The sequence below is a fragment of the Streptomyces sp. ACA25 genome, from assembly GCF_028200735.1.
Taxonomy (GTDB): Bacteria; Actinomycetota; Actinomycetes; order Streptomycetales; family Streptomycetaceae; genus Streptomyces.
In genome coordinates this window covers 679,941-701,348 of sequence record NZ_JAQKPV010000001.1, presented here as the reverse complement: position 1 = coordinate 701,348, position 21,408 = coordinate 679,941, and the positions used below count along the sequence as shown (strand labels likewise).

Sequence of the window (21,408 nt, the reverse complement as noted above, 5' to 3'; positions counted from 1 at the left end):
GGCGCCCCGGGACCGTACCGGCCGGCCGTCGGTCCCGGGGCGACGCGGTGAGCCGGATCAGCTCTCCCGGGTGAGGTTGCTGCCGGATTCCGGGTCGAAGATCACCAGCCGGTCGGGGTCGAACCACACGTCGAGCGGGGCGTTCTCCCGGGCCTCGGTGGCGGCGGAGAGCCGGGTGACGAGCTGGGCGACGCCTCCGGTGGGGACGTCGGCCGAGCCGGTGACGGCGGCGAGGTCGGCGAGCTGCTGGGAGTGCGCCCCCTCGCCCTCGAGTTCGAAGTAGGCGTACTTCTCCGATCCGAGGGACTCCAGCACCTCCACCTGCCCGGTGAACGTGCGGCCCTCCTCCCGGAGGTGCTCCTCCACCAGGGCGGCGTCCTCGAAGTGTTCCGGCCGGATGCCGGCGATGAGCTCATGCGGGGCGCCGGCCGCCTCCAGGTGACGGCGCAGCCGGTCGCTGAGCGGGATGACGCCTATCGGGGTGGCCAGCCGGCCGTCCTCCACCGTCACGGGCAGGAAGTTCATCGAGGGGGAGCCGATGAAGCCGGCCACGAACAGGTTGACGGGCTGTTCGTAGAGGTGCTGGGGGGATCCGATCTGCTGCACGTGCCCGGCCTGCAGGACGACGATCCGGTCGCCCAGCGTCATGGCCTCCGTCTGGTCGTGGGTGACGTAGACGGTGGTGGTGCCGAGTTGCTTCTGCAGCCGGGACAGGGAGGTGCGCATCTGGCCGCGCAGCTTGGCGTCCAGGTTGGACAGCGGCTCGTCCATCAGGAAGGCCTTCGGGCTGCGGACGATGGCGCGGCCCATCGCCACCCGCTGCCGCTGCCCGCCGGAGAGGTTGGCGGGCCGGCGGTCCAGGTGTTCCTGCAGGTCGAGTACGGCCGCGGTCTTCTCCACTTTTTCGCGCACGGTGGCGTCGGGCACCTTGGCCAGCCGCAGCGGGAAGGCCATGTTCTCGCGCACCGTCATGTGCGGGTAGAGCGCGTAGGACTGGAACACCATGGCGATGTCCCGGTCCTTCGGCGCGGCCTCGTTCATCCGGTCGCCGTCGATGCGCAGTTCGCCGTCGGTGATGTCCTCCAGCCCGGCCACCATGTTGAGCGTGGTGGACTTCCCGCAGCCGGAGGGGCCGACGAGGATGACGAATTCGCCGTCCTCGATGGTCAGGTTCACTTCGGACACCGCGAGCGCGCCGTCCGGGAAGCGCTTGGACACGTTGTCGAGCACAATCTCAGCCATGGCAGTTACCCCTTGTCAGCCCTTCACCGCGCCGGAGGTGAGCCCTGCGACGATGCGGCGCTGGAAGAAGAGCACGAACAGAACGATCGGGACGGTGATCACCACGGCCGCGGCCGAGATGGTGCCGGTCGGATCCTCGAACTGGGAGGCGCCGGTGAAGAACGACAGGGCGGCCGGCACGGTCCGCGCGCTCTCCGAGGCGGTCAGCGAGATGGCGAACAGGAAGTCGTTCCAGCAGAAGATGAACACCAGGATCGCGGAGGTGAACACGCCGGGAGCGGCCAGCGGCACGATGACCCGGCGGAACGCCTGGACGGGGGTGGCGCCGTCCATCTTGGCGGCCTTCTCCAGCTCCCAGGGGATCTCCCGGAAGAAGGCCGACAGGGTGTAGATCGCCAGCGGCAGCGCGAAGGTGATGTACGGCAGGATCAGCCCCGGCCAGGTGTCGAACAGGCCCAGTTCGCGCTCGATCTGGAACAGCGGGGTGACCAGCGAGATCTGCGGGAACATCGCGATGAGCAGGGACACCCCGATCAGCGCCCGCTTGCCGGGGAAGTCGAGCCTGGCGATGGCGTAGGCGGCCATGGTCGCGAGCACCACCGCGATGAACGTGGAGATCAGTCCGATGCCGATGGAGTTGATCAGGGCCCGGAGGAACTCGGTGGTGGAGAAGATGTCGGCGTAGTTGTCGAGGGTCCACTCGCGCGGGATGAAGTTGCCGTCGGTGATCGTCTCCTGGGTCTTGAAGGAGAGCGAGGCGATCCACAGCACGGGGAGCAGCGCGTAGATGACGACGACGGTGTTGATGAACACCCAGGTGGACTTGCGCCGGGCGAGCGGCTGCCGGTGCGCGGTCATCAACGGCCCCCTTCCCGGTCACTGCCGGGCGCGGCGGTGCCGAACAGTTTCACGAACAGGAAGGCGAAGATCGCCACCGTGAGGAAGATCAGCACCGACATCGTGGAGCCGATGCCGAGGTTCAGCCCTCTGATCAGGTTGTTGTAGGTGATCATCGAGACGGACGAGGTGTCGTTGGCCCCTCCGGTCAGCACGAAGATGTTGTCGAAGATCCGGAACGCGTCGAGCGTGCGGAACAGCAGCGCCACCAGGATCGCGGGCTTCATGACCGGCACGGTCACCTTGATGAACCGCTGCCAGCCGTTGGCCCCGTCCATCGCCGCGGCCCGGTTCAGGTCGTCGGGGACGAGCGCGAGTCCGGCCATCAGCAACAGGGCCATGAACGGCGTCGTCTTCCACACCTCGGCGAGGATGATGATCGCGATCGAGGCGGTGCGTTCGGTCAGCGGCGCGGAGTCCCCGGCGAACATCTCCGCCAGATAGCCGGTCTCGGGTGTCCATGCGTAGTACCAGGAGAACGCGGCGACGACGGTGACGATGCCGTACGGGATGAGGGTGGCGGTGCGCACCAGCCCGCGGGCCAGCAGCGTGCGGTGCATGATCAGGGCCAGCGCCATGCCCAGCACCAGTTCGATCGCCACCGAGATGACCGTGATGATCATCGTCACGCTGAAGGCCGTCCACCAGAAGTCGTTGGTGAGGACGACCACGTAGTTGTCCAGGCCGATGAACTCCCGCTGGTCGGGGAGGCGCAGGTCGTAGCTGTGCAGGGACAGCCAGATCGAGTAGAGGATCGGCCAGCCGGTGACCGCGATCATCACCAGGGCGGCCGGGGCGCACAGCAGCCAGCCGAGCCGCCGCTCGGCGCGCTTGCCCTCGCTCATCTCCTTCCGGCCGTTGCCGTTTCCGGTGCCGTTGCCGTTTCCGGGGGACGGCTCCGCCGCCTTGCCGGAGGCGGCGGGGCCGGAGGAAGTGGTCACGGAAGCACCCCCTGGGCCTGGAGCGCCGCGTCCAGTTGCTCGCGCAGTTCGTCCGCGGTCCGCTCGGGATCGATGGCCGACGGCGGGGAGAGAATCTTGGCGGTGACGGTGGAGAGGTTCTGGTAGACGGGAGTGAGCGGGCGCACCGCGGCCGTCTCGAGCGCCGCGCGGATGTCCTCCCGGGGCGGGTACTCGGTCACCATCGTCGGATTGGTCTCCGGGTCGGCGGGCTGGTCGGGGTCGAGCGGGGTCTCGTCGTCGTAGACGGAGTCGATGCTGGGCGGCAGTCCGGAGAGGAGCGCCTGGTACTTCTGGCTCTCCTCGCTGCGCAGGCACAGCGCGGCCTCGAACGCCGCGGGCTTGTTCTGCGAGTAGCTGCTGACCGCGAGGTTGTATCCGCCCGCGGTGGCGCGGCTCTCGTCGCCCTCGTTCACCACCGGGTACCTGGCCCACCGCAGGTACTCCCGCTCGTCCGGCTTCTCCTGGGCCCAGGAGGCGTACACGAAGGGCCAGTTGAACTGGAAGGCGCCCCCTCCGCCCTGGAAGGCGAGCCGCACCTCGTCCTCCTGCTGGTTGGACAGCGAAGGGTCGGTGATGCCGGAGTCGGCGATCTCCTTGAGGATGCCCAGCGCCTCGACCACGCCCTCGTCCACGATCGCCTCCGTGCCGTCCTCGGAGAGCAGTTGGCCGCCGGTCGAGGCCACCAGGCTGTTGAAGAAGACCACCAGTCCTTCGTACTGGGCACCGGTGAACAGCACCCGGTAGGGCTCGCCCTCCTCCCGCAGCCGCTGGGACATCTCGATCATCTCGTCCCAGGTCTCCGGCGGTTCGGGAGTGATGCGCTCGTCGTACCAGAGGAGCTGGACGTTGGTGTTCTTCGGTGCGCCGTAGACCTTGTCGTCCCAGGTGGCCGTCTCCAGCGGCCCCGGCAGGACGTCGCGGACGGCCTCCTCCCGGTTCTCGCCGGTCCACTCCTCGATCCAGTCGGCCTCGGCGAACTCCGGGATCCAGGTGACGTCGAGGCCCAGGATGTCCAGCCCGGAGTCCTCCGCGGCGAGCCGCCGCACCAGCTGCTCCCGCTGGCCGTCCGCGTCCCGCGGCAACTCGTGGTAGACGATGCGGTATTCACCGTCGGCTTCCTCGTTGCACCGGGCGACGACCTCCGGGAGGCTCTCCTCCGGCGAGAGGTAGAGGTTGACCACGGCGCTGCCCCCGCCGTCGGTCCCGCATCCGGCCAGCAGCCCCAGCGCCACCACCGAGGCACCGGCTGCGGCGGCGAGCCGGCGCCTCGGTGGCCGGCCGGGCCTCGTCCCTATACGCGCTTTCCCCATCGCGATCAGGCCTCCTTGCCTGCGCTCCTGCCCCGAGCAGCTCCGGCCCCGAGAACGGCCGCCACCCGGATGACGCCTGTTATGAGGCACCTTGCGTGGATATGCACCCTACGTCAAGGGAACGTGCACCGTCGGCTGCCCGGGTGCCCGTGTCGTCAGCGGGTCGGGTCCGCGGCGGGGTACCCCGCTCCGGCCGCTTCACTCCACCGGTTCTGCGCCCGGCCGGGGCGCGTGCCCGCACCCGGGAGGAGCCGGTGCCGGAGGGGGCGGGCAGGGGGCGCCGCGCACGCCGAAGGGCCCATGCTCCCTTTCGGGGAGCATGGGCCCTCGTCCGCCGCCCGGAGGCAGCGGGAGCTCGTCCTGCGGCGGCTCAGCCGAGGATGGCCAGCGCCTGACTGAACGTCTTCGACGGGCGCATGACCGCGGCGGCCTTGGCCGGGTCGGGCCGGAAGTACCCGCCGATGTCGGCCGGGGAGCCCTGCACCGCGATCAGCTCGTCGGTGATGGTCCCCTCCTGCTCGGCCAGCGTCCGGGCGAGGCTCTCGAAGAGCTTCGCCAGCTCCGTGTCCTCGGTCTGCCGGGCCAGCTCCTGGGCCCAGTACAGCGCCAGGTAGAAGTGGCTGCCGCGGTTGTCGATGCCGCCCAGCCGCCTGCTGGGCGACTTGTCCTCGTTCAGGAAGGTGGCGGTGGCGCGGTCCAGGGTGTCGGCGAGCACCTGGGCACGCGGGTTGTCCGTCGTCTGCGCGAGGTGCTCGAAGCTGACGGCGAGCGCGAGGAACTCGCCCAGGCTGTCCCAGCGCAGGTAGTTCTGCTTGACCAGCTGCTGGACGTGCTTGGGCGCGGAGCCGCCGGCCCCGGTCTCGAAGAGTCCACCGCCGTTCATGAGCGGGACGACCGACAGCATCTTCGCGCTGGTCCCCAGCTCAAGGATGGGGAACAGGTCGGTCAGGTAGTCACGCAGCACGTTGCCGGTGACCGAGATGGTGTCCTCGCCCCGGCGGATCCGCTCGAGCGAGAACGCGGTCGCCTCGACCGGCGTCATGATCTCGATCCGCAGGCCCTCGGTGTCGTGCTCGGGCAGGTACGCCTTGACCTTGGCGATGATGTTCGCGTCGTGCGCGCGGCCCTCGTCGAGCCAGAACACCGCCGGGCTGCCGGTCGCGCGGGCGCGGGTGACGGCGAGCTTGACCCAGTCCCGGACCGGCAGGTCCTTGGTCTGGCACATGCGGAAGATGTCCCCGGTGCTCACGGTCTGTTCGAGCACGGCGGTGCCCGCCTCGTCGACGACCCGCACGGTGCCCGTGGTGGGGATCTCGAAGGTCTTGTCGTGGCTGCCGTACTCCTCGGCCTTCTGCGCCATCAGGCCGACGTTCGGCACCGAGCCCATCGTCGACGGGTCGAAGGCGCCGTGCGCGCGGCAGTCGTCGATCACGACCTGGTACACACCGGCGTAGCTGCTGTCGGGCAGGACCGCCAGCGTGTCGGCCTCCTCGCCGTCCGGACCCCACATGTGGCCGGAGGTGCGGATCATGGCCGGCATGGAGGCGTCGACGATCACATCGCTCGGCACGTGCAGGTTGGTGATGCCACGGTCGGAGTCGACCATCGCCAGCTCGGGGCCCTCGCCGAGCTCCGCCTCGAAGGACGCCTTGATCGCGGCACCGTCGGGCAGCCCTTCGATCCCCTTGAGAATGCCGTCGAGCCCGTCGTTGGGGCTCAGGCCGGCCGCGGCGAGCGCCTGGCCGTGCGCGGCGAACGTCTTCGGGAAGAAGGTCCGCACCACGTGGCCGAAGATGATCGGGTCGGAGACCTTCATCATGGTGGCCTTCAGGTGCACCGAGAACAGCACGCCCTCGGACTTGGCGCGGGCCACCTGGGCGGCGAGGAACTCGCGCAGCGGTGCCACGCGCATCACGGAGGCGTCGACGATCTCGCCGGCGAGTACCGGTACCGACTCGCGCAGCACCGAGGTGCTGCCGTCGTCCCCGGCCAGCTCGATGCGCAGGGAGCCCGCCTCGGCGATGACCGCGGACTTCTCGGTGGAGCGGAAGTCGTCGGCCGTCATGTGCGCGACATTCGTCCGGGAGTCCGCGCTCCACTGACCCATCCGGTGCGGGTGCGCCTTGGCGTAGTTCTTGACGGACGCGGGGGCCCGGCGGTCGGAGTTGCCCTCGCGCAGCACCGGGTTGACGGCGCTGCCCTTGACCTTGTCGTAGCGGGCGCGGGTCTCGCGCTCCTCGTCGGTCTTCGGGTCGTCCGGGTAGTCCGGCAGCGCGTAGCCCTGCTCCTGGAGCTCGGCGACCGCGGCCTTCAGCTGGGGAATGGAAGCGGAGATGTTCGGCAGCTTGATGATGTTGGCACCAGGGGTCTTCGCGAGCTCACCGAGCTCGGCGAGTGCGTCATCGATGCGCTGGTTCTCCTCGAGACGCTCGGGGAAGCTCGCGATGATCCGCCCCGCCAGAGAGATGTCGCGGCTCTCCACGGCGACCCCAGCCGTGGAGGCGTACGCCTCCACGACAGGCAGGAAGGAATAGGTCGCCAGGGCAGGCGCCTCATCGGTGTGTGTGTAGATGATCGTCGGGTCAGTCATCGGATACTCCACTCCACGTCTGCAACATAGCTCGACATCAAGATATCTCCCGGAGGTCCCCCTGGCGAAAGGACCCCACGATCCGCGCCCCCGGCACGCCTGCCCGGGGGCGGACAGGCATGCCGACGGCGAGTGTCCCGGGGACCGGATGTTCTGGTTCCGGGACACTCGCCGCTGCGATGCGTTCCGCTGGGTCCGGCCACTGCCGGGGCGTGTCAGGCGGCCGCGGGCTCCTTGGCTTCCGTCCGGCGCCGGCCGTAGCTGACCCAGACCACGCCGCCTCCGGCGATCACCAGGGTGACGCCGATGCCGGCGAACAGGCCGGCCAGGGCCAGTCCCATCTGGAGGGCGGAGTGAGTGACGGTTCCGACGCCGAGCTCACCGAACAGTCCGTGCACGGTTCCCGTCCAGGCCATTTCCCGGGCCGGGCCCTCGATCGGGTGCTCACGGTCGAAGTCGTTCCAGTAACGGCCGTCGATGTTGAACTCGTGCGTCCCGGCCTCGAAGGTCTCACCGTTGTACTCGACGGCCTCTTCGAGCTCCACCGTGTGCGTGCCGTTCAGGACGTGGTAACCGACGGTAGCCATCTGGTACATGTACTCCGTGGCGGTGTTCACCAGCGGGTCATCGGGGTCGAGGTCCGACTCGACGACCGGGTAGCCCCAGTCCTCCTCCAGCAGCTGTCTGATGGCGTCGGCACCCTCCGTGGTACCCCGGTCGATGAGCTGCCCCTCGTCGTTGTACGTGAGGTTCACGTCCTGCACCTCGCTGAACGACTGGAGGGAGCCGTACCCGTCCTGCACCTGGGAGTAGGCGACGCCGCCGGCGACCAGGAACACCGCGCCGATCAGGCCCAGCACCACACCCAGAATCCTCAGACGTCCCGTCACGATGAGCTCCTCATATTGTCGTTCTGCGCTGTCCCCCATACCTTCGCTCCCCGGACGCTCCCGGTGGCAGGGCCGACGAGGCGCCGCCCCGGGGCCGTTGGTCCCGCCCCGGCTGCCTCACCCGGCCCCGGCCGCCGGCTTCCCCGCCGCCACCCGGGCCACCCGGCCGCTGTGGCGCCACGGTCAGCCGCTCCCGCTCCGAGCAACCGCCACGGCGACCGGCCCCCTTCCCACGCCCGCGTGATGCCGCACGCCACCGATCCGGCCCTCTCGACACACCGGGCCGTAGCGCGTTGTCTTCCGATCAGGAAACGGGAAACACCCGCATTCGCCTTGTCCATCCGGTGACAGCTGCCGCAGTCTGTCGTGCGGCACCCCTGTTCCCCCGGATGGACGGTACGGAGGTGTACGTGATGCAGCCGTCCACTGCGTTCGGACAGGAGCTTCGGAAACGGCGTCTTCTCGCCGGACTCAGCCTCACCGGTCTTTCCGGGAAGGTCCATTACAGCAAGGCCCAGTTGAGCAAGGTCGAACGCGGCCTCAAAGCCCCCAGCCGGGATCTCGCCCGTTTGTGCGATGCCACGCTCGCGGCGGACGGGGAACTTGTTTCCCTGCTCCCGGAAACTCCCGGCGCCCCCGACTTTCCAGCAACAGAAAGCATCGACGAGGAGGTATGGACGATGCAGCTGTCCGCAGAAGGCCCGAGCTGGTTCCAGCCCGTCGGCAGACGAGAGGTGGTGGCCGCCGGAGCTGCCTCGCTGATGAAACTGGGCGGCGGCACACCGAACGCTCTGCCGGGTACCGGGAGCGAACAGCTGCTGGCGGCTTCCCGCTCACTGTTCGACCACTACCGGCGGCTCGGCCAGACAGTCGGTCCCGGGTTCCTGCTCCCCGGGCTGATCGCCCAGACCCATGCGCTGCGGGAAGTCTCCGCCTCCGCCGACCCGCGCAACCGGCAGGAGCTGCTCGCCCTGGGCTCCCGCTACGCCGAGTACGTCGGATGGCTGGTCCAGGAGACGGGCGACGACCGGGCCGCCCTGTGGTGGACCCAGCGGGCCGTCGACCTCGCGACCGCCGGCGGTGACCGGACGCTTGCCGGATACGCGCTGGTGCGCCGTGCGCTGGTCACGCTGTACCGCGAGGAGGCCGGGGAGACCGTGGCGCTGGCACAGCGGGCCCAGGACGGTGCCCTGCCGCCGCGGATCCGCGGGCTGGCCGCCCAGCGGGAGGCGCAGGGGCACGCCATGGCAGGCGACCGGGACTCCTGCCTGCGCAGCCTGGACCGGGCCCGCCCCCTTCTCGCGCAACAGGCGGAATCCGGCGGCGCCCCCGTCATCGGCAGCATGCACCTGCCCGATCCCGTCGGCATGATCACGGGCTGGTGCCTGTACGACCTGGGCCGCCCCCAGGAGGCGGCAGAGGTCCTGGACCGGCAACTGGCCCAGGTGCCGTCACACGCCCTCCGCACCCAGGTCCGCTACGGGGTGCGCCGCGCGCTGGCCCACGCCGCGGCCGGGGAGATCGACCACGCCTGTGAGCTGGCCGGCCGGCTGATCGACAGCGCCACCGCGGTGAGCTCCGCGACCATCGCCGCCGATCTCCGCCGCCTCGCCCGGATCCTGTCCCGCCATCCGGGCAACCCCGCGGTGCGCGCGCTGGCACCGCGGCTCAGCACGTCCTTACCCCTCACCCTTCCGTAGAAAGGACATGTCTCATGCCCGAGGTGTTCATCAACTACCGCACCGGCGACGGAGAAAAAACAGCCGCCCTGATCGACCACGCACTCTCGCAGCGTTTCGGCGCGGACCACATCTTCCGCTGCACCCGGTCCCTCGCTCCCGGCAAGCGGTTCACCGACGAACTGCTTCCCCAGGTGCGGCGCAGCGCCCTTCTCCTGGCGGTGATCGGCCCGGAATGGATTCACTCGGCCGGGCTGCACCATCCCGACGACTGGGTCCGCCAGGAAATCCTTGCGGCGTTCGACTGCGGGCTGCCGGTCCTTCCCATCATGGAAGGACGGAAAACGGAGCGCCTGCGAAGCAGCGACCTCCCGCCCGAACTGGCACGGCTCGGTGAAGTGCAGTCGATGCGGCTGGACATGCAGAACAGTGAGGCGGATCTCGCGCGCATCGGTGACCAGGCCGCCGACTTGGTCCCCGCACTCTCCGCAGCGGACCGCACCGGCCGCGCCGACCGCAAGCCCGCACGCTCCCGCCCGGTGGGCAACTCCGCGGAGGAGGTGCACGGCACCGTGGTGCAGAGCAGGGACATCACCGGGGACGTGACCACCGGGGGCGCAAGCACGGTGGTCGAGAACAGCTCCGGTCCGGTACACACCGGCAAAGGGGACATCTACCAGAACTCCCGGCACGTCTCGGGTGGGCGGCACTACACCGGTGACGGCATGGCGAACATCGAGGGCGACAACCACGGCGGCATCCAGCACACCTTCGGCGGCTCACGCGCGCGTGAGGACAACGACCGGTGAGCGACCTCACCACCCGGGTCATCGACCCGCAGGCACCGGTGCACACGGGGAGCGGGGACCAGTACAACCTGCTCGTCCATACGCTCACCGAGGACTCCCGGGGGCGAAGCCCACGCCGGTACGCCGAGGATCAACTGCGCCTGCTGACACAGCGGTTCGTGTACCCGACCGGATTCAGCGAAGCGCGCCGGATCCTGGCCGGGACCAGCACCGTACTCCTGGACGGCGTACCGGGAAGCGGGAGAACCTCTGCCGCACGCATCCTGCTGCACGAACTCCACCGCACCACCGGGATGTTCCACGAGCTGGTGGCCGACGACCAGGACCGGTCCGTCCTGGATCCGGCACTGGTCGGGGCCGGCGACCGGCTGCTGCTGGACCTGTCGGCCGCTCAGGAGCCCCAGTGGGACGCCGTGCGGACGGAACTCTCCTCCTTCCGCGAGACAGTGCGCGATCAGGGGGCCCACCTCGTCGTCGTCATGCCGCGCCACCGGGGCGGCCGGCTGGAGGCCGACCTCAGCCCGTACCACGCGGAGATTCTGCGGCCGCCCGCAAAGGAGGTGTTGCGCCGCTACCTGCGCACCGAAGGAGTGCCGCTGGACCGGACCGACCAGCCGGCCCCGGCCCTGGACGACTTCCTGGCGGAGGAACGCCCGATGCGGGAGGTCGCACAGTTCGCCGGCTACGTCGTCAAGGCGCAAGCGGCCGGCACCTCCGGGACCGGCTTCGCCGCCTGGTGCGAGAGCGCCCGGGCAACCCTGACCGACCGCGGCCCCCAGGTCGCCCGGTGGGTCGCCGCCCTGCCGGAAGGACCGCAGCGGGCACTGCTCCTCAGCACCGCCATGCTGCACGGAGCCCACCCCGACATCGTGGACCGCGGCACCACCGTCCTGCTCCGTACGCTGAAGCACCCCGAGGACGAGCGTCCCCTGCTGGCCCGCGCCGATCTGTCCGAACGTTTCGGTGCCCTCTCCGTCGGTCTCGACCCGGCCGGCCGGGTCCGTTTCCGGGAGCTCGACCAGGACGCGGCGGTCCGGGCACACTTCTGGGACCACATGCCTGATCTGCGCCCCCACCTGTGCACCTGGGCCGGCCGTACGGTGGATCTTGCCGACCCCTTCTTCTCCCCGGCCGAGCGCGACCGGCTCGTGGAACGGCTCACGAGCCAGTACCTGCGTACCGGGCGCTGGGACGGCGTGGCGTCCCTCGCAGAACAGTGGACCGCGCCCCCCACCACGGCACGCCGCATGAGAGCGGCAGCGCAGGCACTGGTCCACGGCCTGCGCGACGAGAAACACGGCCAGCCGCTCCGGCAGAAGATCTATCACTGGTCTCTCAGCGGCCAGCTGCGCGCGGAGCTCGCGCAGGTGCTGGTGGAGGTCTGCGCCCAGGAGATCGCCGTGCACCATCCCGACCAGGCCATGGTCCGGCTCCACCACCTGGCCCACCGGGAACGCGACACCCGCCGTGCGCAGGACGCGCTCTGCCGGCTGGTGGACACGCACCACCGACTGCGTCGGCGCATGCTGTACCGGATCGCGGAGGGCCGGGAGCATGTCAGGGCGGAAGACCTGGGCCTGTTCCTGCGGATCGCCGACCCCGGGCCTCTTCACGCCTCTTGGGGAAACGGCCGTTCACTCCTGATGGAAGCGGCGGTGCGGGGCTGGCTCATCACCGGGTGGGCCAGTGTGTTCGGCGACCTCCCGGTCACCGCCTGGCAGGCACCGGCAACGCGCTGGCTCCACGCAGCGTGCGGCACGGACGGCCGGCACCGGGAACTGCTCCTCGACGTCCTGGTCGCAGGAGCCGGGCACCGGGGCGAGGTGTACGCCCGCCTGTACCGGCTCGCCCGGCAGGCGGAGCCCTCAGCGCCGGAAGGCCCCGGGCAGGGCTCCGAGATCACCGAGTTGCTGCTCAGCAAGATCTCCGCGGCGCAGGAGCTCCGCGCCCGGGCGACACCATCCCAGCCATCCAGGGAGACCGCACCGTGAGCACCGGATACAAGACCATGGCCGTCTTCGTCACCGTTCTCTCCGGCCTGCTGCTCACCATCATCGGAGTGACGGCGGAGTGGCCCCCATGGGCGTGGCCGGCGCTGGCCGTGCTGATGGCCGGCGCTCCCGCGCTGGTCCTGAAGGTGGCCGCACTGCGCCGCACCTCGCTGCCCGCCGATCTGGTTCCCTACCTGCCCGCCGTCCCGGTGGAGCGCAGGGAACAGCAGGTCGTCGACGTGGCGTTGCCGAGCCAGTGGGACGACTACGACTTCCTCTTCTCCGGCACCGTTCGGTGGTGCCCGAGGGGCACCACCGGCACGGACCCGCTCGTCAACCCGGCCGGGCTGGCGGTGGAAGCGGTCCTCGCCCGGGCCCGGACGCTCACCGAGCAGCGCGAGCCGGCCCGGGTGTCGCTCGTGCAGCACGAGCTGAGCGGCGCGCTGAGCACGATGCAGCCGGAGCCGACGGGACACCTCCAGGTCATGGCCGAGGGCATCACGCTCACGCTCACCGAGCAGGACCACGCAAGGCTGGAAACGCTCGCGGAGGTGCGCAAGGACGAGTCGCTGTGGGAGCACCGGAGGAAACACGAGCAGAGCAAGCGGCAGTACCTGGGCGAGGACGTGCTCAAAGACACCGGGAGCGCGGTGATCTGGTGGCTCGCCAAGAACGAGGACCAGGTGGAGAAGGCAGTCGGGGACATCGGCCTTCTCGCCCAGCTGACCTCCGCGGCCAACGACGCGGACATTCCCGAGCGGCTGCGGCACCTCGTTCCCGGCCAGGACCCGGCCGAGCCGGAGCAGTCCCCTGCCCCCTTCCCGGACGACGACCCCCGGGTGCCGGACCCTCGCGCTTCTGCCGCGGACCACTACGACGCGTTCCTCCGCGGCATGGGCCTGAGCGAGGGAGACGTCCGGCGGACCCTCCTGACCAAGCAGATCGCCCACTACCTCCGCACCCAGGACCGGCACGAGACCGCGGACGAGATCAGCCGGCGCTACGACCCGCCGGCCGCCCAGGCCGCCCAGGAGTGGGGCACACACCTGAACGGTACGAACGGAACAACGGTCTCCGGAGATCGGCCCTCCGCCGCCCGGCCCGCGCACGGCATCGGCCGGACGCTCTTCATGGAGGAGAAGGATGAGCAGTGAAATGGCCGCGCTGGCGGCCTCCGGGGCCACCACCCTGGTCGGGCTGATGCTCACGGACGCATGGGAGCAGGCACGGGACAGAGCCGCGCGGTTCCTCTCCCGGAACCGTGAACAGCCCGGCGGAGCCGTCGGGGCCGCAGCCGCGCTGGACACGGCACACCGCAGTCTGCTCGCCGCCCGGAACACGGCGGACGAAGCTCTCCTGAGTGGCGCCACCGCCCAATGGCGGGCGCGGCTGGAGGTCCTCCTCCGGTGTCAGCCCGGCGGTGTGCAAGGGCTGCGCGAGCTGCTCGACTCGCTGGAAGCCCTGGAGGTGCCGGCTGCCGGGCGGGAGCAACCGGGCGTCCGCAACGTGATCAGCGGGGGGATCCAGCACGGCCCCGTCATCCAGAGCGGTCACATCGGTGGCCTGACGCTCCCCTCGCCCGCGCCCCGGCAACAGGAACAGCCCCAGCACCGGCACCCGGGGGACGACTGACGCCGCACCGCACTGGCCCTCTCCTGAGGGCACGGGCAGCACATGCCCCGGACGCTCCGGCCGGGCCGGCGGGGTCACGGGCCGCTGCTGGGGTCCGTCACTTCGGGGTGCTCCTTCTGCGAGCCGGGGGCGGCCCGGTCGGGGGCGGCGGGGCTGCCTCCTCGCTGGGGAGGAGGCGGCGGCCGGGTGTCGCTCTCGGTACCGGCCCCCGCCCCCGGCAGCCGCATGACCAGCAGGGCGACGTCATCGCCGCGGGGGTCCATGCGTACGAGAAGCTCGTCGCAGAACTCGTCCACCTCCAGGCCGACCAGGGCCGCGGCATGGCGGCGCAGCTGGCCCAGGCCGACGTCGATGGGGCGGGTGCGGCTCTCCACCAGGCCGTCGGTGTAGAACAGGACGGTCGACTCCGGGGGGAGGTCCTCACGGGCGTCGGGCCAGTTCAGGCCCAGCTCCAGGGTGGCGCTCATGCCGAGCAGCGGACCGTGGCCGCCCTCCAGGTACCGGGTGGTCCCGTCGGAGGTGATCAGCAGGGGCGGGGGATGCCCGGCGTTGACCCAGTGCAGCTGCCAGGGGCCGCCCTCCTCGCCTTCCACCCGCGCGAAGACGACCGTGGCCATGGGGGCGTCACTGGTGTTCGTCATGGCCTCGTCGAGCCGGCGCATGATCACGCTGGGCGGCTCCTGGCGGTCCCAGGCCAGCGCACGCAGCATGTTGCGGACCTCGGCCATATGGGCCGCGGCCTGCAGATCGTGGCCGACCACGTCCCCGATGATCATCGTGGTGCATCCGTCGGCGAGCAGGAAGGCGTCGTACCAGTCCCCGCCCACCTCCCCGGCGCTCTGCGCGGGCTGGTACCGCGCGGCCATCCGGAGGTGGTCCACCTGGGGCAGCGGGGTGAGCAGTTGGCGCTGCATGGTCTCGGCGACGTGCCGTTGCTGGTGGTACAGCTGCGCGTTGTCCATCGCCAGCCCGGCACGGCGTCCCACGTCGGCCAGGAGGAGCAGCTCGGCGTCGTCGAAGGGCGGGGAGTCCCCGGTACGGGCCACGGTGAGCGCGCCGAACACGTGCTGGCGGGCGCGCAGCGGCACCACCACCGCGGAGTGCCCGCCGAGCCGGTCGAAGACGCTCCGGTAGGCCTCGGCGAGGAGCGAGCCGGACCGGGGATGGCAGTCCTCGGCGGTGAGCACGGCGGGGTGCCCGCTCTGCACGACACGGGACAGCGCCGACCGGGAGCTCGCCCGGAGCGGGGGAAGCGGCCCTTCCAGTGAGTCGGTCCGCTCGTTGCCCTCCGCGCTGTACACGGCGACCCGCTCCACTTCGGTGGCGTACTCGCTGTGCAGGTCGGCCGCGGCCCAGCCCGCCAGGTCCGGAACCAGCAGGCGGACCAGCCGGTGCAGCATCTTGGACACGTCCACGGTGGCGCTGATCACGGAGGAGATCTCCGCCACCATGCTCAGCCGGGTGGTCAGCTCCTCCAGCGCCGCCAGATGCGCGGCCGTCTGCTCGGCGGCGCTGCGGTGCAGGCTGAAGTCGTGGAAGACGACGACTCTCCCACTCTCCCGGCCCTCCAGCCGCAGTGGAGTGGCCGCCCAGATGATCGGCACCAGGGAGCCGTCCGCCCGGACGAAGTACTCCTCGCTACCCCACACCGCCCGGTCGTCGGCGGCTGTCGCGAGCAGCTTGCACTCCTCTCGGGGCACCGTGCCGCCGTCCGCGTCGCGGTGCAGCAGCTCGTGGGCGTCGCTGCCGATCAGCTCTGCCGCGGACCTGCCGACCAGTCGCCCGGCCCATGGGTTGGCCGAGGTGATCCGACCGGTGTGGTCGGTGGTGTAGACGCCCGCCCCGAGATCCTGGAACACGGCCGCGAAGAGGGTCCGGTCGCCCGGCTGCTCGCTTGCACTCATCATCTGGTCTCACCCCTCACTCGCGTCACGCCGGCGTCGCTTGCCGGGTCCGCTGTCCCCGGGCTCTTCTCCGCTTCCAGCTCTCCCCGATGCGGTGGGACCCGGGTGAGTCCGGCCATTCGTGCCGCCATGCTCGCACTTCTCGGGTGGGCCACGCGGGAAGGCACAGCGCACACTTCTCTCCGGACCGCCGTCCACGGCTCTCGCGTGCCGCTGCGGAAGCGGACAGGGAAGCCCACCGGTCTCCGCGGCGCTTGTGCCGCACCCCTCCGCCCACCACCGCCTCCGTGCGAAGCCGGGCGACAGCCTCGCACATCACGGACGAGCCACAGCATCACCGTTATGCCCGTACGCGGAGTTTGCGGGGTGATCTACTGCTCCTCCCCCACACCACCTCCGGCCGTCAGCCGACGGCCCGGTCCCGCACGTGGAGAGGAACCACCATGATCCGTGCCGCCCTGCCGGGCCGCGGAAGACGTGCCGCGTTAGGTGTTGCCGGCATCTTCCTGCTGGGGGCCTGCGCGACGGACACGTCCGCACAAGCCGGGGAAGCGACCCCGGCGGTCACCGTCACCGCGACGGCCACCGAGACGGCCGAACCGGAGCGAATATCCTCCCAGAAGGGCGAGCGGCTGGGTGACGCCCGGCAGGCCGCCGAGGCCGCCGGGTACACCGTCACCTCGTACGACGCCGGCAAGGGTGACGCCAAGGCGGCGAAGGGCTGGACGGTCTGCTTCGAGACCATCGGCTACGGCACCGTCGACTTCGGCGCGGTCACCGAGGGCGCGCTGTGCCCGAAGAAGGCCGGCGACGCCCTCACGTGGCCGGAGGCCCCGGACGTCACCGGCATGACGTATGCCAAGGCCGTCACCGCACTGACGAAGGCGGGCCTGGACCGGGACGGCATCAGCGTCGACTCGGCGTACGAGGACGTGACCGTCCCGGCCGGCAAGGTGGCGGACGACGGGGACAGCTACTGGGTCTGCTTCCAGTCTCTGAAGTCCGGCAGCGACATCAAGCCGGACACCGAACTCACGCTGTCCCTGGTCAAGGGCGATTCCTGCCCGTCCGCGCCGGGTACCTACCAGGACGAGACGAAGGACCCCGCCTGGACCCCTCCGCCTCCTCCGGACAGCAGCACCGGCGGTGGCTCGGACAGCGGCACGGGCGGTGGCACAGGCGGCGGGTCCACGGACGGCAGCTCCGGCGGCAGCACGGGCGGCGGCGGGTCCACCGGCGGCTGGGACGGTACCTGTGAGCTGATGTCCCCGGCCGGGAACTGTTACCGGGCAGGCCAGTTCTGCGCCAACGCACATGTCGGCCTGCACACCCACGACGCCCAGGGCACCGTCATCCACTGCAAGGTGCGGGACGACGGGCAACGCTGGAACTACCACTGAGCCGGCCGCACGGAACGGGGCGGCGCGCGGTGCCGCCGCCGTCAGTATGACCGGCCGGCCGCCGGCCGAGGGGCGTGAGCCCTGCTCGCCCGCCCCGGGCGTTCAGCGGAACGTGCCCAGCGCCAGGACCAGCGCCGCAGCCGCAGCCACCCCGAGCGTGGCTGCGGCTGCGGGGCCGCGACGGTCGGTGGGCAGGCGGGTGAAGAGGCGCGACAGCCGTCCGAGGACGGCCAGCGGCGGTGCCGCCCGCCACACGTCACGTTCGACCTGACGTCCGGCGAAACGCACCACGCCGGGCAGGTGCCCCACAGCCCGCAGGAGGGGACCGGCCATGGCTCTGCTGCGTCCGCGCCGCGGCGCGCGCCCGGCGGTGAGGTCGGCCAGCGCCGCGCGCAGCCCGGCCTCGTCGTTGGCCCAGTGGGCGCGGTAGCGGATCACGCCGGTGGGGTCGATGAGGTAGGCGGAGTTGGGTTTCGGGCTCATGGCCCGGTGCAGCCGCCCGTCGATGTCGTCCACCGCCACCTCGAACGCCACGGAGTGGTGGTCGCGCAGGTGCTCGGCGTGCGTGAGCTTCTCCGCATAGGTGCGTGGCTGGCCGAAGACCTCGCCCGGATGCGCCTCGCGGGTGTTGACCCACACGAACCGGACCCGGTCGCCGTACCGCGTGTGCAGCCGGCGCAGAACCGGTCCGGCGCTCTCGGTGACCGGGCAGGTGCGTGACCCGAATACCAGCAGCACCGGCAGCGCACCGAGATCACCGGACCGGATCCGGCCGCCGTCGAGGGTGGCCAGGTCGAAGGCCGGGACCCGGTCGCCCGGGCCGGGGGCCTGCCGGCCGAAGGTCAGGTCGTCGATGAGCAGCGAGGTGCGGAACCGCGCGAAACGGTAGGCATCAGCGGCGTGGGCTTCCGTGGTGACGGGTGACGAGGTCATTGGGTGGTTCCTCCCGGGGAATTCCTTGACCGAACAGTCAAGTTGACCGTCCGGTCAAGTCGAAGGGGTGAGGGGAAAGGGGCGAGCAGGGGTGGGTGACGGGCGCGTCGCGGGGAGCGGGGCTCAGCCCGGTGCTTGCAGCAGCATCCGCAGGTCCGCCTTGCCCTGCAGCATGAGTTCCGGGTTGTCGTAGGCCTTGGCCAGCAGGGCCAGCCCCTGCAGGTGGGCGAGCAGGCGGGTGGCGGCCTCCGCCGGGTCCACGTCCGAGTGGATCTCGCCGCGCACCTTCGCCTGACTGATCGCGTCCGTGAAGTAACCCGTCCAGGCGTTGAGTATCCGCGTAACCTGCGAGCGGGCCTCGTCGCCGTGACCGGCGAACTCGGCGGCCAGGCCGCCCAGCGGACATCCGGGCGTGACACCCCACTTCTCCCGCGCCATGGCCAGCCTCCGGGTGAAGGCGTCGATGAAGCGGTCGATGCGGGCCAGCGGTGCGACATCGTCGGCGAAGGCCTCTTCGAGCACCGCGTCCATCAGCTCCCAGTTGCGCGCCAGCACCGCGGCACCCAGGGCCTCCTTGGACGGGAAGAAGTGGTACAGGCTGCCCTTGTGCACGCCGGCCGCCCGGCAGACGCCATCCATGCTGACCTCCGACAGGGAAGCGCCATGCACAAGATCACGGGCCACCGCGACGATGCGTTCCCTGGTGTCGCTCGCCATCCCACTCCTTCACTTGACCGAACGACCAAGAACCTAGCCGTGTCTTGACCGCTCAGTCAAGACACGACCGGGGGAACCCTCCGAGAGCCCACCCCCCGTCGCCGCAATGGAAATCATTGTCAACTAAGCTTCCTGTCCCGCCCGCATTCGGAGGTTGCTCACCATGTCCGCACCCGTGCCCCCCGCGGCAGAACCGTTCACCACCGCACCGCCGGTCCCCACCAGGCTCCCGGTGACCGTTCTCTCCGGCTTCCTGGGAGCGGGCAAGACGACGCTGCTCAACCACGTCCTGACCAACCGCGAGGGCCTGCGGGTGGCGGTCATCGTCAACGACATGAGCGAGATCAACATCGATGCCGCTCTGGTGCGGGACGGCGGATCACTGTCCCGCACCGAGGAACGGCTGGTGGAGATGACCAACGGCTGCATCTGCTGCACCTTGCGGGACGACCTGCTGGAGGAGGTGGACCGGCTGGCCCGCACCGGCCGCTTCGACTACCTGCTGATCGAATCCAGCGGCATCTCCGAGCCGATGCCGGTCGCGGCGACCTTCTCGTTCCCCCGGGACGACGGAGCGACCCTGGGCGATCTGGCCCGGCTGGACACCATGGTGACGGTCGTGGACGCAGTGCACTTCCTGCCCGAGCTGGACCGCGGGGACGCGCTCACCGACCGCGGGCTCGACCAGTACGAGGAGGACGACCGCACGGTCAGCGATCTGCTGGCCGACCAGGTCGAGTTCGCGGACGTGATCGTGCTCAACAAGACGGACCTGGTCGCCACCGAGGAGGCCGACCGGCTCACCGCTACCCTGCGGCGCCTCAACCCGGCCGCCCGGGTCATCCGCTCCTCGCACGGCCGGGTGCCGGCGGCGGAGATTCTCGGCACCGGCCTGTTCGACCTCGACAAGGCGCAGCAGGCGCCCGGCTGGGTGGCCGAGCTCAACGGCGACCACGTGCCGGAGACCGAGGAGTACGGCATCTCCAGCCTCCTGTTCCGGGCGGCACGCCCGTTCCACCCCGGCCGGCTGTGGGACCTGGTCACCGAGGAGCTGGACAGCGGCCGGTTCGGCACGGTGCTGCGTTCCAAAGGCTTCTTCTGGACCGCCGCCCACCCGCAGGTGACGGGCCTGTGGTCCCAGGCCGGTTCCGTCGCACGCTTCGAGCCGTCGGGCATGCGCCGGGCCGACGGGGGCACCGAGCACGGCCAGGAGCTGGTTTTCATCGGCACCGCACTGCGACAGGACCCGCTGCGTTCCGCTCTGGAGGAGTGCCTCCTCGACGACGCCGAGTGGTCCGCCGGGCCGGACGCCTGGGCCCGCTACCCCGACCCCTTCCCGCACTGGGACACCCCGGGCCTGCACGACCACCCCCACGACCGGATGGTCACCGCCCCGTAGTGACAAGAGGCGGGGCGAAGGGCGGGCGGGCCGCGCCGTGGCCCCCGGAACCGGATCAGTGATCAGTGATCAGTGATCATCCCAGTGCCCGTCATGGGCGGCGTGCCGGTGGCCCTCGTGCAAGTAGTCGGTGTGATCGCCATGCGGCACCGCCACGTGCCCGCACCCTTCACCGTGCTGGTGCGGGTGCTCCTCGTGCACCTCGTGTTCCTCGGTCTCGCACTCATCCACGTGCGTGTCGTGAAGCCGGTGCAGATGGCCGTCATGCGCGTAGTCCACATGATCCTCGTGCGGAACGGCCACATGCCCGCAGCCCGCGCCATGCCGGTGACTGTGTTCCTGGTGCATGACATGAGTGGGAGACATGGCCCATTCCTTTCGCCGGGTTTACCACGTACCTCCATACTCGTCCGTCGGCCAGCCCGGAACAAGCAACGGCCGGTGATCGTCGGCCCCTTTTCTCGCACGCGGCGCCCGGCGGTCTTCCTCCCTACGCCTCGCGGCGGGAGGTCCAGGGGACGGTCGCCTGCAGGACGGCCTCCTCCAGAGCCTCCGCGCGAAGGCCGGTGATCGCCTGGTACTCAGGGTCGGTGACCATACGGCAGAACGTCTCCCGGCTGGGATAGCGGACGATCAGCACCGCGTCCCAGGCCTGGCCCGCTTCTGCGACCAGAGGGGTCGAGCCGTCACCCGCGTAGAGAACCTCGGCTCCGTAACGCTGCAGAAAGCCGCTCGCCTGCCGTGAGTACTCGTGGTACGAGGCGCGACCGTCACGAGCAAAGCGAAGGAGGTTGAGCATGACGACGGGCCCACCCGGGTCCTCCGCCATCAGCTGGGTGAAAGCGGTTCCTGAGGGATCGACCGCCATGCTGCTCTCCTTTTTCGTCTTCACTTCACGGTTTTCGTCATCGCCACGGGGCGGCAGCGAACCACCGAGGCCCGTCGCTCCTGGTGTCGGCAGCAGCTTAGGCGCCCGCACGCCAGCCGCATACCGTCTGGTCGGTCTCCACTTCTCCGGACATCGCAGTTCCGGGCTCGCAGTTCCGGGCACCG

The 21,408-nt window shown here is 70.4% G+C and carries 18 protein-coding genes; 7 read left to right on the top strand and 11 right to left on the bottom strand.

What is annotated here, in order from left to right:
• Positions 1-57 precede the first annotated feature (57 nt).
• The 6 genes from PJ985_RS03195 to PJ985_RS03170 all read right to left on the bottom strand — a co-directional run bounded on the left by PJ985_RS03195 (position 58) and on the right by PJ985_RS03170 (position 7,891).
• Positions 58-1,242, bottom strand: a complete 1,185-nt coding sequence (locus PJ985_RS03195) for an ABC transporter ATP-binding protein (protein WP_271681925.1) — start codon at positions 1,240-1,242, stop codon at positions 58-60.
• Between the two features lie 15 nt (positions 1,243-1,257).
• Positions 1,258-2,100, bottom strand: coding sequence for a carbohydrate ABC transporter permease (locus PJ985_RS03190; RefSeq protein WP_271681924.1), 843 nt, complete (start codon positions 2,098-2,100; stop codon positions 1,258-1,260).
• Positions 2,100-3,080, bottom strand: a complete 981-nt coding sequence (locus tag PJ985_RS03185; RefSeq protein WP_443033375.1) for a carbohydrate ABC transporter permease — start codon at positions 3,078-3,080, stop codon at positions 2,100-2,102. The genes PJ985_RS03190 and PJ985_RS03185 overlap by 1 nt, the downstream gene beginning before the upstream one ends.
• Positions 3,077-4,411 (bottom strand): ABC transporter substrate-binding protein, encoded by a 1,335-nt coding sequence (locus PJ985_RS03180; RefSeq protein ID WP_271681923.1) that lies wholly within the window; start codon positions 4,409-4,411, stop codon positions 3,077-3,079. The genes PJ985_RS03185 and PJ985_RS03180 overlap by 4 nt, the downstream gene beginning before the upstream one ends.
• 370 nt (positions 4,412-4,781) lie before the next feature.
• Positions 4,782-7,001: an NADP-dependent isocitrate dehydrogenase gene (locus PJ985_RS03175; RefSeq protein WP_271681922.1), complete on the bottom strand. Its 2,220-nt coding sequence runs from the start codon at positions 6,999-7,001 to the stop codon at positions 4,782-4,784.
• 215 nt (positions 7,002-7,216) lie between these two features.
• The gene (locus PJ985_RS03170; protein ID WP_271681921.1) at positions 7,217-7,891 is read right to left on the bottom strand and encodes a hypothetical protein; all 675 of its coding nucleotides are present in this window, start codon (positions 7,889-7,891) and stop codon (positions 7,217-7,219) included.
• Between the two features lie 413 nt (positions 7,892-8,304).
• On the opposite strand from PJ985_RS03170, the gene PJ985_RS03165 reads away from it, so the two are divergent.
• From PJ985_RS03165 to PJ985_RS03145, 5 genes are read left to right on the top strand one after another with little or no spacing between them, the layout of a single operon-like run.
• Positions 8,305-9,591 carry a helix-turn-helix domain-containing protein gene (locus PJ985_RS03165; protein WP_271681920.1) on the top strand — a complete coding sequence of 429 codons (1,287 nt, stop codon included), beginning with the start codon at positions 8,305-8,307 and terminating at the stop codon, positions 9,589-9,591.
• 14 nt (positions 9,592-9,605) lie between these two features.
• Complete coding sequence (locus PJ985_RS03160; protein ID WP_271681919.1) at positions 9,606-10,379, top strand: toll/interleukin-1 receptor domain-containing protein; 774 nt, start codon at positions 9,606-9,608, stop codon at positions 10,377-10,379.
• Positions 10,376-12,370, top strand: a complete 1,995-nt coding sequence (locus PJ985_RS03155; RefSeq protein ID WP_271681918.1) for a hypothetical protein — start codon at positions 10,376-10,378, stop codon at positions 12,368-12,370. Before PJ985_RS03160 ends, PJ985_RS03155 begins: the two co-directional genes overlap by 4 nt.
• Positions 12,367-13,524, top strand: coding sequence for a hypothetical protein (locus PJ985_RS03150; protein WP_271681917.1), 1,158 nt, complete (start codon positions 12,367-12,369; stop codon positions 13,522-13,524). Before PJ985_RS03155 ends, PJ985_RS03150 begins: the two co-directional genes overlap by 4 nt.
• Positions 13,514-14,002 (top strand): hypothetical protein, encoded by a 489-nt coding sequence (locus PJ985_RS03145; protein WP_271681916.1) that lies wholly within the window; start codon positions 13,514-13,516, stop codon positions 14,000-14,002. Before PJ985_RS03150 ends, PJ985_RS03145 begins: the two co-directional genes overlap by 11 nt.
• Positions 14,003-14,076: 74 nt before the next feature.
• On the opposite strand, the gene PJ985_RS03140 is transcribed toward PJ985_RS03145, so the two are convergent.
• Complete coding sequence (locus PJ985_RS03140; RefSeq protein WP_271682080.1) at positions 14,077-15,906, bottom strand: SpoIIE family protein phosphatase; 1,830 nt, start codon at positions 15,904-15,906, stop codon at positions 14,077-14,079.
• A gap of 443 nt (positions 15,907-16,349) precedes the next feature.
• Between PJ985_RS03140 and PJ985_RS03135 the strand changes: the two genes are divergently transcribed.
• On the top strand, positions 16,350-17,306 hold the full coding sequence (locus PJ985_RS03135; protein ID WP_271681915.1) for a PASTA domain-containing protein: 957 nt from the start codon (positions 16,350-16,352) through the stop codon (positions 17,304-17,306).
• Positions 17,307-17,408: 102 nt separating this feature from the next.
• On the opposite strand, the gene PJ985_RS03130 is transcribed toward PJ985_RS03135, so the two are convergent.
• Positions 17,409-18,239 (bottom strand): TlpA family protein disulfide reductase, encoded by an 831-nt coding sequence (locus PJ985_RS03130; protein WP_271681914.1) that lies wholly within the window; start codon positions 18,237-18,239, stop codon positions 17,409-17,411.
• A gap of 123 nt (positions 18,240-18,362) precedes the next feature.
• Positions 18,363-18,956: a TetR/AcrR family transcriptional regulator gene (locus tag PJ985_RS03125; protein ID WP_271681913.1), complete on the bottom strand. Its 594-nt coding sequence runs from the start codon at positions 18,954-18,956 to the stop codon at positions 18,363-18,365.
• 163 nt (positions 18,957-19,119) lie between these two features.
• Here PJ985_RS03125 and PJ985_RS03120 point away from each other — a divergent pair, with 163 nt between their 5' ends.
• Positions 19,120-20,355: a GTP-binding protein gene (locus PJ985_RS03120; RefSeq protein ID WP_271681912.1), complete on the top strand. Its 1,236-nt coding sequence runs from the start codon at positions 19,120-19,122 to the stop codon at positions 20,353-20,355.
• Between the two features lie 69 nt (positions 20,356-20,424).
• On the opposite strand, the gene PJ985_RS03115 is transcribed toward PJ985_RS03120, so the two are convergent.
• Both PJ985_RS03115 and PJ985_RS03110 read right to left on the bottom strand, forming a co-directional pair.
• On the bottom strand, positions 20,425-20,721 hold the full coding sequence (locus PJ985_RS03115) for a hypothetical protein (protein WP_271681911.1): 297 nt from the start codon (positions 20,719-20,721) through the stop codon (positions 20,425-20,427).
• Positions 20,722-20,845: 124 nt separating this feature from the next.
• On the bottom strand, positions 20,846-21,223 hold the full coding sequence (locus tag PJ985_RS03110) for a DUF1330 domain-containing protein (protein WP_271681910.1): 378 nt from the start codon (positions 21,221-21,223) through the stop codon (positions 20,846-20,848).
• Between the last annotated feature and the right edge of the window lie 185 nt (positions 21,224-21,408).